At 49.2% G+C, this 13383-nt stretch carries 6 protein-coding genes; 5 read left to right on the top strand and 1 reads right to left on the bottom strand.

Annotated features, from left to right (window positions below; genetic code table 11):
- Nucleotides 1-89: 89 nt before the first annotated feature.
- The gene (gene fabF / locus MHI14_RS26535; protein ID WP_341131624.1) at nucleotides 90-1328 is read left to right on the top strand and encodes a beta-ketoacyl-ACP synthase II; all 1239 of its coding nucleotides are present in this window, start codon (nucleotides 90-92) and stop codon (nucleotides 1326-1328) included.
- A gap of 145 nt (nucleotides 1329-1473) precedes the next feature.
- On the opposite strand, the gene MHI14_RS26530 is transcribed toward fabF, so the two are convergent.
- Nucleotides 1474-2703 (bottom strand): nitrate/nitrite transporter, encoded by a 1230-nt coding sequence (locus MHI14_RS26530; protein WP_341131765.1) that lies wholly within the window; start codon nucleotides 2701-2703, stop codon nucleotides 1474-1476.
- Nucleotides 2704-3125: 422 nt separating this feature from the next.
- On the opposite strand from MHI14_RS26530, the gene nirB reads away from it, so the two are divergent.
- From nirB to MHI14_RS26510, 4 genes are all read left to right on the top strand, one after another.
- Nucleotides 3126-5240, top strand: coding sequence for a nitrite reductase large subunit NirB (nirB, locus tag MHI14_RS26525; protein WP_341131623.1), 2115 nt, complete (start codon nucleotides 3126-3128; stop codon nucleotides 5238-5240).
- Between the two features lie 21 nt (nucleotides 5241-5261).
- A complete protein-coding gene (gene nasC / locus MHI14_RS26520; protein WP_341131622.1) occupies nucleotides 5262-7394 on the top strand; it encodes an assimilatory nitrate reductase catalytic subunit NasC in 2133 nt (710 codons plus the stop codon).
- Between the two features lie 342 nt (nucleotides 7395-7736).
- Nucleotides 7737-8156, top strand: coding sequence for a hypothetical protein (locus MHI14_RS26515; protein WP_091034653.1), 420 nt, complete (start codon nucleotides 7737-7739; stop codon nucleotides 8154-8156).
- Between the two features lie 24 nt (nucleotides 8157-8180).
- On the top strand, nucleotides 8181-13151 hold the full coding sequence (locus MHI14_RS26510; protein ID WP_341131621.1) for a DUF4132 domain-containing protein: 4971 nt from the start codon (nucleotides 8181-8183) through the stop codon (nucleotides 13149-13151).
- Nucleotides 13152-13383 lie beyond the last annotated feature (232 nt).

The raw sequence follows: 13383 nt of genomic DNA, 5'->3' as shown, positions 1-13383 counted from the left end.
TTGACAACTTGTAATAGGATATTCAAAAGTGCACTATTAGTGGCAGAGCGTAAGAATAAGGTAGACAACAGCGCTGAAGGAGGATGGACATGGAACGAGTCGTGATTACAGGTATGGGAGTCATCTCTCCTTTGGGAAATGATGTACATACATTCTGGAATGGATTAATTGAAGGTAGATCAGGTGTATCGCCTATAGAACATTTTGATACAGCTTTGTACAAAACCAGAATCGCTGGTGTAGTCCGTGATTTTGATGGTGAAGAGCGTTTTGGACGCAAGGAAGCAAGGCGTATGGATCGATTCGTTCAATTTGCTGTTGCTGCTGCGGATCAGGCTGTATCACAATCGGGTCTTGTGATGGATGAATTGGACCGTGAACGGGTAGGTGTATATATTGGTTCAGGTATAGGCGGCATCCAGACATTAATGGAACAAGGCAAGGTCCTGTCAGATCGGGGACCTGCGCGAGTCAGCCCAACACTGGTACCGATGATGATATCCAATATGGCGGCAGCTATGGTCAGTATGAGGTTTGGTTGCTGGGGGCCGACATTGTCGCCAGTAACAGCTTGTTCCATTGGCAATACAGCCATTGGAGAGGCTTTCCGGTTAATTCGTCATGGCGGAGCTGATGTCATTATTGCCGGCGGGACAGAAGCGGCTGTAACGGAAGTGTCACTGGCAAGCTTTGGTAATGCAACAGCGTTGTCAACAAGAAATGAAGCGTTCCAAGCAGCAAGTCGTCCATTTGATGCGGGGAGAGACGGTTTTGTCATGGCGGAGGGCGCTGGAATTCTGGTTGTTGAGTCACTATCTCATGCACTGGGAAGAGGGGCGAATATTCTTGCCGAAGTGATTGGATATGGTGCCAGTTCAGATGCGTATCATATGGTAGCTACCCACCCGGAAGGAAGGGGGGCATACCTGGCGATGAAAGCAGCACTGAAAGAAGCTCAGATTGAGCCTGAAGACATTGATGTAATTAATGCTCATGCCACCAGTACGGAGGCGGGTGACCTCTCTGAGACGAGAGCGATTAAGCAACTTTTTGGGACAGGTGCCTATGATATTCCGGTCACAGCGAATAAGTCCATGACGGGACATATGCTTGGTGCAGCAGGTGGTGCGGAGGCGATCTCACTTATTCAAAGTCTGCGGCATGGCATCATTCCTCCAACCATCAATCAGGAGCAGAGTGACCCTGAATGTGATCTGGATTATGTACCAAACGAGGCAAGAAAAGCGGATTTGCGGATTGGGATGTCTAATTCCTTTGGTTTTGGCGGTCATAATGCGGTTATTGTTCTTCAAAAATATTCATCTTAAGCCAAAAAGAAAAAGCAGCTTTAAGCAGAAAGAAAGCCGTAACCAAAGAAACAGCGCTGCCTGATGGGGCAACGCTGTTTCTTTGGTTACTTATGGATCACTCGTAAACACTGTACCTTGGTTAACGGCCGAGTGGTTGTACGCCTCAGGAAGAGAGGGATGTCGAATCGGCCATGCCTTTGTTACCTCGGCTCAGCCAGCTTACACTCCAGCGGGATTGCATGAAGAGCACCAGGAACAGGGAAGCTGCTGCAATCAGGCTAAGAATGACAAAACCTGGTGTATAAGATTGATAGCTGCTATACAGTTGACCGAGAATCAGCGGTAGTGCATACCCGCCTAATCCGCCAGCGGCACCTACAATACCTGTCATCAGACCAATCTCGTTACCGAAGCGTTGGGGAACGAGTTGGAACACGGAGCCATTTCCAGCTCCCAGACACATCATACCGAGGAACAGCATGACTACTACCACTGGAAGTGGTGGCATGAAGGATACTCCGATCAACATGATGCAGGCTCCAGTGTACAGGAAAGTCAGCATGCGGGTTCCGCCAATTTTGTCCGCCAGGTAACCCCCGACAGGCCGGAAGAAACTGCCTGCGATTACACAGAAGGTGGTAATGTCTGCGGCACGAACAGGAGAGAGCCCATACTGGGTGTTGAAGAAGATGGTGAGATAGTTACATAATCCAACGAAACCACCAAAAGTTACACAATAGAAGGCACAGAATACCCAGGCATCTTTTTGTTTAAGCAGACTTCCGTATTGGGATAATTTCTTGGGTTCAGGCCGGTTAGGGCTATTCTTGGCAAAGATAGAAAAGAGGATGAATACAATAGCGATTGGTATAATAGCAAGTCCGAACACAACTTCCCAGCTGCCAAAATGCGTAGCCAAGCGATTGGCAAACAATGTCGCGAGTACGGTTCCACTGTTACCCGCCCCGGCAATACCCATGGCCAGACCCTGATGCTCCTTGCCATACCATTGGCCTGCCAGAGGTAGCGCAGCAGCAAAGGAAGCGCCTGCGACACCAAGCAAGAGTGCCACCACGTACAGTTGGCTTAAAGAGTCGACCCATAACCAGCCGAGTAATAAAGGAACTAAGGTGACGAGCATCCCGATCTGTGCGGTCAGTTTCGGACCAATATAATCAGACATGAAGCCAAGCACAAGGCGCAGGATGGAGCCGCCGAGAATAGGCAATGCGACCAGATTGGCCTTTTCCAGCGGAGTCATCGGATAATCCAACGCTATGACAACTGCGAGCGGACCAAGCATCCCCCATATCATAAAACTGATGTCAAAATACATAAACGCCCCGAAGAGGGTGGGCTTATGCCCGCTTTTCCAAAAACTTTTGCTCTCCATCATCCATCATCGCTCCTCATCCAATTGAGATCTTCGTGATTTGTCTATGTCGTGTTAAGGCAGAAAAAGGCCGCAATTCGTCCAGTTAAGAACGATTTGCGGCCCCGTTGCCGACAGGCGGTACACGTCATTGTGTTCCCGCATCTGAGTTGATCACAGCACTGTGATTTTGATTCAAATTATAATCAAGAGAAAATATATATGTCAACAAAAATTACATGTAATTTTAAATAATTCGTTTTTTAATCGTTATTCGCACTTTTAATGTTAATTTAGTTGACATTAGATTGGGATTCCCTTAATCTGAATCTAATATGAATCCACACAAAGGCGTGTGGATTCCGGAGGCAACGGTGCCCTTTTCCGAATTGTGGAGAAGGGATTTTTCTGTTTATTTTCAGGTGAGAGATAGGGGGCAGCCCATGAGCAGAAGGAAACTGGTGATTATCGGGAATGGCATGGCTGGAGTGAAGTGTGTCGAAGAGATTATCGCACTGGAGCCTGATACGTATGAGATTGTCATCTACGGCAATGAACCCCGTCCCAACTACAATCGGATCATGTTATCGAAAGTGTTGCAGGGTGAGCATTCGTTACAGGATATCATTATCAATGATTGGACTTGGTATGCCGAGCATCATATACGGCTATGTACAGGTGAAACGGTACACCGCATTGATACCCGTGGAAAATATATAGAGACAGAATCCGGACTAAAAGAAACCTATGATGTCCTGATTCTGGCGACAGGGTCTTCACCTTTTATCCCACCGATTCCGGGGATTGATAAAGAGCGGGTCATGTCCTTCCGAACGATTGATGATTGTACGCGCATGTCTGATTATTCTAAAACCTATCGCAAGGCCGCCGTCATTGGTGGCGGATTACTTGGGCTGGAGGCTGCGCGCGGGTTGTTGCATCTGGGCATGGAAGCTGTGGTGGTCCATAACGCACCTTACATTATGAACCGGCAGTTGGATCAGAAGGCTGCCGCGATGCTTCAACAGGAACTTGAAGCGCAGGGCATGTCTTTTCTTTTGACCAAAAATACGCAGAAAATTACCGGGCGATCGCAGGCCCAGGGGTTGCTATTCACAGATGGTTCCAAGCTTGAAGCTCAGGTTGTCATTGTCGCTGTAGGGATTCGGCCAAATGTGGATCTGGCCAGACGAAGCGGGATCGCCACCAATCGGGCCATTATGGTAGATGACTATATGCGCACCAGTGTACCGGATATATATGCAGTTGGGGAATGTGCCGAACATCGGGGAATCAGTTATGGTCTGGTGGCCCCCTTATACGAACAGGGGAAGGTGCTCGCACGTACGCTCTGTGGACAGGAAACGCCTGAATACAAAGGATCTATTCCCTACTCACAGTTGAAGGTATCGGGGGTTGATGTTTTCTCGGCGGGTGAGATCAGTGGGGAAGGCATGCAGACCGCAATTCAACATCTGGATGGCATTCAAGGCACATACAAAAAAGTGCTGATGCAGGCTGGCAAAGTGCGTGGAGCCATTTTATTTGGAGATACAACCGAAGGAACGGCATTGCTTGGACTTGTGCAACGAGGTGCAGATGTGGCGGAATTGGCTCCGCGTGAAGGCGCCCCAGACCCTGCTGAGATGGCTGCTGCGGCATTATCGGCTCAAGAGACCGTATGTGCCTGCAACAATGTGACCAAGGCTGCGATAATGAAGGCCATTCAGGAACAGGGTCTGGAAACGGCAGATCAGGTGAAGGAGCAGACCAAGGCGTCAGGTTCATGCGGTGGCTGTCGCCCGATGGTGGCTGCTCTATTGAAACATACGCATAACCTGAAAAATAACGGGGGTACTGGCGTGGTCGCCACACCGGATAAACCTGCTCCAATGCCTGTATGCAGTTGTACGGATCTTGGGCATGCAGAACTGAAGGAAATACTGGCTGACGTCGTTGTTCTGGAGACAGTGCTACCAGACATATCTTTGATCTTACAGAAGCTGGGTTGGGGTTCGGAGCTTGGTTGCTCGGTATGTCGCCCCGTAATTCATTATTACTTACAGGTATCCGGTGGAACGATGGTTGTTCGAGAGATGGAAGGGCACTCAGAGATTCAGGTACGCTGGGATGATCATATTCCACAGTTATCTTATGCAAGGGATGCGGGTGGCTTGGCTGCACAGCTTCGTGCGCGTTGGATCGACGCAGCGATGCCGTCGCCGGTGAATATGGGAGTCGCACCAGGACCCGGGTCATTGGTGAGCGCACTAGTGCAGGATATCGGCTTGCTGGCTTCACCGGCTGGATGGGAGATATACGCAGGCGGTCACGCAGAACATCCGGTCAAGCAAGGTGGCTTGCTCGGGGTGGCTGAAACAGAGATACAAGCGGCAGCACTCGCATCAGCCTGCCTTCAATGGTATCGCCAAACTGCCTGGTATGATGAGCCGTTATGGGCATGGACGGAGCGTTTGGGGTTCATGACGATTCGGGAAACGCTGCTGGATGACCAGTTACAGAAGGAACTTGCAGCTACACTTGAAGCTGATATATAGATGAAAGGCGGGGATGGAAAGATGGGATTATCCGTGAGTTCAGAACCAACAGCCTCCAAGCTCTATGTAAAGGAAACCCAGTGTCCGTATTGCAGTGTGCAATGCAAGATGACTGTTGAAGAACTGGCTGCACCTGTTGCGGGCCAGCGTCGTGGTGAGTATACGGTTCAGGGTGTCCCGAATGAAGCCTCTCAGGGCAGGTTGTGTGTGAAGGGCATGAATGCTCATCAACATGCGCTTAGTGGTCAACGATTAATGCATCCGCTCATTCGTCGTAATGGCGAGCTTGAACCCTGTTCCTGGGAGGAGGCCATTCAGACCATCGCAGAGCGGGTTCAGGACTTGAAAGATTCATACGGAGCAGATACGGTCGGAGTATACGGAGGCGGATCTCTGACAAATGAAACAGCCTATCTGCTCGGCAAGTTTGCCAGAGTTGCATTGGGGACAAAATATATCGACTATAATGGACGGTTCTGCATGTCAGCTGCGGCTTCAGCTGGCAGTAAAGTATTCGGGATGGATCGTGGATTGACGTTCCGTCTGTCCGATATTCCCAAGGCGGGCTGCATTGTACTTGCAGGTACCAATATTGCAGAATGCCAACCTACCCTTCTGCCATACTTCAACCAAGCGAAGGAGAACGGAGCCTTCATTATTGTTATTGATCCACGCAAGACGGCAACCGCAGCCATTGCCGACCTTCATTTGCAGGTGAAACCTGGCATGGATGCTCTGCTGGCGGATAGCATGTTGAAGGTGATTATGGATGCCGGATTGGTTGACCCTCATTTTATAGGCGAACGAACGCATGGTTACGAGCAATTGATACAAGGGTTGGCTGATCTGCAACTCGAACAGGCGGCACAAGCGTGCGGGGTTGATCTGGCGCTGATTCGTCAGGCGGCGATGGCCTATGGTGAGGCGGAGACAGGCATGATCATGACAGCACGTGGTGTGGAGCAGCAGACGGATGGACATATGGCAGTGAGACACTTTTTGAACCTGGTGCTGGCGACTGGCAAAATTGGTAGAGAAGGCTGCGGATATGGTGCCATCACAGGTCAAGGCAATGGGCAGGGCGGACGGGAGCATGGGCAGAAGGCCGACCAGCTGCCGGGTTATCGATCCATTGAAAATGAAGCCGATCGTGCCTATGTGGCATCCGTCTGGGGTGTGGACCCTGCAAGTCTGCCAGGTAAAGGGGTCTCCGCCTACGAGATGATGGAGAAGGTTCATGATCAGGAGATTCGGGCATTGCTCGTAATGGGCTCGAACCCGGTTGTATCCAATCCCAATGTGCGTTTGGTGGAAGAAGGTCTGCGTAAGCTGGACTTTCTGATTGTGGCAGATATGTTCCTGTCGGAGACAGCACGCATGGCTGATCTGGTTCTCCCGGTTACATCTTATATGGAGAATGAAGGTACACTGACCAATCTGGAGGGGCGTGTTCTGCTCCGTGAACAGGGGCGGCCTGCGCCGGGAGAAACACTCGATGATTGGGATATATTATGCCGGATTGCCGCGCAATTGGGTAAAGCTTCTTATTTTGAATATGACACTGCTGAGGATATCTTTAATGAGCTTCGGGTGGCGAGTCGTGGCGGAGTCGCTGATTATTATGGCATTACCTATGAGCGTTTGCGTAACGAAAAAGGGGTATACTGGCCGTGTCCTGCCCTGGAGGAGCAGGGAGAAGGGCTGCTGTTCGGTGAACGATTCGCTCACCCGGACGGTAAAGCGGCATTCACATTCGAATCCAGCCCGGGCTGGAATGATGTATCACCGGAATTCCCTATAATTCTGACCAATGGCCGTGTGCTTCCTCATTATCTTACAGGGGTGCAGACACATCGCAGCCCGGCTCTTGCAGCCCGTGAGTTGGAGAACTTTGTTGAACTTCACCCGACTACCGCTGCCCGTTATCGTATTCACGATGGAGAGTGGGTCGAGATTCAATCGGTGTACGGAAGCTTCACGGTTCGTTCGCGCATCAAAGATTCGATTCGGGAGGATACCTTGTTTGTGCCAATGCATTGGGGCGGCATTCAGAATGTGAACCGGGCCACCAGACCAGAGCTGGATCCGTTCTGCCGTATGCCTGGATTCAAGACGACGGCAGTAAACATTCGACCGTTGCGATTGGTCAGATGATTCAGACAGGTTTCAGATTACAGGTTTCCAGGTGTTATAAGCTGTTCTAATGGTAGCTAAGCAACCACCCAGTCCCATAGTTATATGAGACCGGGCGGCTTTTTTTGCGTATATGTACGCAAGTAGGTCATAGTTCCGTGGTTCCACGTAAACATGAGGATTGGCTCATGAATATGGCTTGAATTTTAGTTATGATGTTCATTAGGGGTACATATGTACGTATTTTTGATTTTATTTTGAGACAGATCGTCATTCAGAGTTTAGGTTATTACGCATCGTGGTATAGATATCGGGGCTTATGGAAGCTTCTTCAAATAGGGCAGGACATAGGGAGGGAACACGGTGAACATATGGATAACGGTAAAAAGTCTGGGTAAGCGCAAGCCGGCACTTGCCAAACAAGCTGCCGAACTTCCGGAAACAACCCATACGCTGAGGCAGCTCATTGAGAACATGGTGGCTCTGCAAGTGAAAGTCCTTCAGGACAAGAAGCAACAGGCAGAATTACTCGCCTTCCTCATGCCGGATGAGATTGAGACGCAGGGAGCGACGGGGAAAGTCGGGTTTGGCGCAGTATACAATGAGGGCGCTCCTGATCTGAATAGTGCGATGGAGACAGCTATAACCGCCTATGAGGATGGGTTGTACAAAGTGTTTCTCAACGATGAAGAATTGCAGGAACTGGACAATTCCGTGGTTATACAAGACGGCGACAACGTGGTGTTTGTTCGTTTTACAATGCTTGCCGGACGTCTGTGGTAGAGAGCGATGAAGGAGGAGAACAGGATGAATCAGGAAGAGCAAGTACAGGTGTATATGGATGGATTGCAGGAAAGAGCCAAGTCGTTAACAGGGGTACAGCTTGAGCTGGCAGGCTATGTTGTGGAGATCGCCGGGTCTACGTATTTGCGTGGAGATGAAAAGATGTTTTTGAATACTGATAAGTTGCTTGGAAGGTTGGCTGCAGAAACGCAGAAACCATTATTCCAGCCACTATTGGATGTGCTCCAGCATCTGGCGAGCGAGTCATTGGTTGCACGATTCCGTTATATCGCAGAGCGTGCGACTCGCTTCCCATACAGTAACAACTATGAACGCCGCCCTTTCCGCACATCCGATCCGGAGCAGCATGTAGCACAAGTCATCCGTAAACTGATGGGATTGTTCCGAATGGAGATGAAGAATTTCTCCCTGAGTGAATATGTGTCACTTCGTGAGTACAAGCTGGATTATCTGCATGAGATCCGTTGGGTTCTGGCGGATTGTATCGCATATGAACTGGATCATCAGGGCGGAGATATGAAGCAGGCATTGCACGATATTATCTATGGTGACAATCAGACGGCGCTGTTAACCCATGAAATGATCAAAGGTATATTCATGAGCGATCAGGCAGATGCCTATCAGATGGTGGGTGAGTTGCTCGTTGCAGCAAGGTTGCAGGAAGGGCTGCGCCAAAGCATTGTGGAGCGGATGGATGAAGGAACACTGGAAGCCTATATTTACATATTAAAAATCATCATCGACAACAACCTGATCCGTTTCAGTTCGGTGGTAAGAGCACTCGCCGTATGGACGGGAATTGGCATAGAAGCAGCCAATCAGCGTGTTGCTGCACAGCTGATTGAACAGGCGTATGCGGCGCTTGTGCAACCAGAAGTGCGCGAATCCTGGCAGCAGGAAGCGAACGCCAACAAGCTCTTTATCAGCCTGTGGGCGACAGCGGTCATTGAAGAGAATGAACTGACGAGCAAGATCATCGAGATTATGGATCAAGGCCAATTATATCAGAAGATTGTTGCCCAATACGTACTGGCTAACAGCCAGAACAGAGAGCTTCGTTTGCACATTGCACGTCGTTATCTGGAGGCGCAGGATACCGAGTTGATGCACTGGATTGTGACCAACTATGATGCCATGTATATGTACAACTGGAGTTTCGAGAATGGAGAGAATCAGCGTAGTGTCTACGTGTGGCCATTGCCTGCGCTTGAAGATAAGGCATTGAGACGTCAGGACTTTGATCAATTCAAACAGATGTTGGCTGTCATTCCAAAAGGCGGATCAGGTGGACCATCGGGTGTACTTGAGTATGTTCACTACCGGATTGATACAGATGATGTAGTGAAGAAAATGTTATATCTGGCCGCTTATGATATGGACCCGGAATGGATCGGCGAAGTCATCGCAATCAAGGACCGTTTGAGCCCAGAACTGCGCGGGGAACTGTTGTCCCAGTTTGTTCAGCATCCCGATAATGAGGTGCAAAGACAGTTTGTGTTTGAGAGTTTGTCTGATAAAAGCATCAGTAATAGGGAAAGTGCGCTCTCCAAGGCGAAGCAGCTCACGTTGACGGTTGAAGAGATGAAACAGATGGAGGCGCTGATGAAGCTCAAGACAGGCTCACTTCGTCAGAAGGTCATCCATGTATTGTTACTACAACCCGTGGACCAATTGACGGTTTCACTGAAGCGACTTTTGCAGGCCAAGAGTGAGTTGCAGCGTCTAGGCGCGCTCGAATTGTTGACCGAGATTGCGGCAGATCCGGATCGGGCAGATCAGCAGGAGCAATTGCAGCCATTGGCACAGCTGATTGAGACGCCAACCGCGAAGGAACAGAAGTTGCTCGACAAGCTGACGGATCAGGGGAGTCGCTATACGGCCGCTAATGGGTTTAATTTATTCGATCCGAAGCGACGTGAGCCATTGCTGGATGAGAAGCGTGACCTCAAAGGCCACAGTCCGAAGGATATCTTTACACTTTCTCTGGATAAGACCAGACCATTCCTGCAGGGGCTCGATGAATTAGTGCATGAACACAGGGATCATGAGTATGAAGTGGAGTACTATGCTGGCTACAAAGACACGTTGTTAGTCGGAGCGAGTCTTCGCTCCAAGGTTCCGTATGGAGAGCGGAATGAAATGAAGCAGATGGAACAGTTCCCGCTACATGAGATATGGGAAAACTTTATTCAACATGCTGGGTTTAGCAGTGTGGAACTGATGCAGCTATACATGGTTATACAGCTCCGGGATTTCAATGGCAAATTGAGTGACCATTACAGTTACTTCCATGATCAGTATGGCTATGAAGAACTGCAAAAGATTCCATTATTGGAAGGCTGGCGCAAGTCGTTTGCCGACCAGATCTATCCTCTGGATGACATCGAAAAGCTACAGCAGATGCTGGATTCGTTAACGTATAAGGATCAGGTAGTGGCACTGATATCGGCGGCATTTCTGGATAGCGATCCGATCGACACGTTTGAAATAGCTGAGAAAACCTGGGCCTCCATCATCGCGAGTATGCCTGCTGATCGACTCGAGAAAGAGTCAGGCATGCTTCATATTCTGACTGGACCTTGGAATTATGTGGTTCGTGGCAAAATCCATGACGATAACAGCTTCAAACGTTTCTTCCAGACAGCCTACCAGTTCGCCAGTCTTGTAGAAAATAGTCAACCGTTGTCCTTGCTGTCACTTGAAGATTTCCTGCGCGCGTACCAGCTGAACCTGATTGATGAACAGGAGATATATCGACAGGTTCTGGTCGGTGGGAATCGTCTGATGTTTATTCGGGACTTAACATCCACTCGTACAGAAGTGATCGCAAGTGATCCCAAGCTGATTCATTTACGGGATACGGTCGTTAATCGGATTCTGGAGATCGAGCTGACCCGGGGAGAACTCTCTACAGAAGTAAGTACACTTGCCATGAAACTGGAACGAATTGAAGGCATGGAACACTGGGTACATCTGGTCTCGGCGATGGATCAGGATACATTTGTCCGTGGATATATCTACAGTTATGGGGACAACACAACACGTAAAGAGACGTTTAGCTATCTAATTCAGAATTGTCATCCACGGGATGGAGAAGATGAGAAGCGTCTTGGAGAATTACTCCAGAAGTATCCGGTGAATGAGAAAAAATTGCTGGAAGCGGCTATGTACGCCCCGCAGTGGATGGAGATTGTTGCAAAACATCTGGGATGGGAAGGTCTCCGCAGTGCGGCATGGTACTTCCATGCCCATATCAATGAACGCTTTACTGCGGAGAAAGAAACCATCGTGGCCCACTATTCTCCAATCTCACCACAGGACTTTAATGAAGGTGCGTTTGATATCGCTTGGTTTGAAGAAGCCTATGCTGCTGTCGGTGAGGAACGGTTCAATCTGTTATACGATTGCGCCAAGTACATTTCCGGGGGAGCTAACCACCGCAGATCCCAATTGTTCGCAGATGCTGCACTGGGCAAGCTTCGATTGGACGATATGCGTGATTCCGTGTCAGACAAGCGAAACAAGGATCATTTGTTAACCTACAGTTTGATCCCATTCGCCGTAAATCGGGAACAGGATCTGCGTGAGCGATACGACTTCATTCAGAAGTTTCTGTTGCAGAGCAAGCAATTCGGTGCACAACGCCGTGCCAGTGAAGGTGTAGCATCACAGATTGCACTGGGCAATCTCGCTCGTAATGCAGGTTATGCTGATGTTACGCGGCTGATGTGGGACATGGAAGCACGTAAGTTGGATGAGATGAAATCCTTCTTTGAACCTCATGCATTGGATGCTGACACGACAGCACAATTGGTCATTGATGAGGAAGGCCAACCCGAAATGGTTATCGTTAGCAAAGGCAAGACACTCAAATCTGTACCTGCCCGGTTCAAAAAAGATGGATATATCGCTGAACTGAAAGAGCTCAAATCGGATCTGGTGGATCAGTATCGCCGGGCACGGCAGGAGCTGGAACGTTCGATGACTGCTGGAACATCCTTTACACGTGAGGAAATTACCAGTCTGATGCAAAATCCGGTTATACATCCGCTGGTAAGAACGCTTATATTCCAGTCAGGTGACAAGACGGGACGATTCGATGTATCATCCAATGGTTTGGTTGCTCCTGGGCCGGAGGGTACGAACCATGCACTATCGGAACAGGATCAACTGTTGATTGCTCATCCGCTTCATCTGTATCAGAGCGGAAGCTGGAGTGAATTCCAGCGGGATCTGTTCACCCGTCAGGAGCGTCAGCCCTTCAAGCAGGTATTCCGTGAGCTGTATCTTCCTAACGAGGACGAATTGGCTAATGGTACGGTGTCTCGTCGATACGCCGGATATCAGATTCAACCGAAAAAAGCAGTAGCTCTGCTTAAAGGACGCCAATGGACTGTCAGTTATGAGGAAGGTCTGCAGAAGGTAAGTTACGAGCACAATCTGATTGCGAATCTCTATGCCATGGCAGATTGGTTCTCACCAGCAGATACGGAGGCACCTACCTTGGAGACGGTGCAGTTCTACGATCGTAAGAGCTACAAACCTGTAGCGCTGCAAGATGTGCCGCTGACGTTCTTCTCGGAAGTTATGCGTGATATCGATCTGGTGGTCAGCGTTGCACATGTGGGAGGCGTAGATCCGGAAGCCAGCCTGACAACAATCGAGATGCGTCACGTCATTGTGAACGAGTCGTTGCGTCTGCTGAAGATCGACAATGTACGTTTGGACGGGAATTACGCACGAATTGATGGTGAATTGGGTGAGTATGCTGTTCATCTGGGGAGTGGTAATGTGTTCAAACAAGCTACAGGTGCACTTCATATTGTTCCGGTGCACAGTCAGCATCGGGGTCGAATCTTCCTGCCATTCCTGGATGAAGATCCGAGAACAGCTGAGATTTTGTCCAAGGTGATGTTGCTCGCCGAAGATAAAAAGATCAAGGACCCGCAGATTCTTGCACAATTACAGAACTAGAAGTGATTGAACAGAAGTGAGCCGCCCCTCTTGGGGCGGTTTTTTATTTGCTACTCCGATTTTAATGTAACTTCGAATCTCAATATAACGAGTGTAGAACAAGAATCATGGACGGAAAGTGGACAATATGGAGCAATTCCAACATAAAGGCAGCTGAAGAACCTGTTAAAAGGGACCTCAGTTGCTTTTATATTTTTGGATATTTCAATGGACCGGATTGGTTCCGTTTTCA

It is taken from the genome of Paenibacillus sp. FSL K6-2393 (genome assembly GCF_038002545.1).
Lineage (GTDB): Bacteria > Bacillota > Bacilli > Paenibacillales > Paenibacillaceae > Paenibacillus.
The sequence above is the reverse complement of the archived record's forward strand: the minus strand, read 5'-3'. Positions and strand labels throughout refer to the sequence as shown.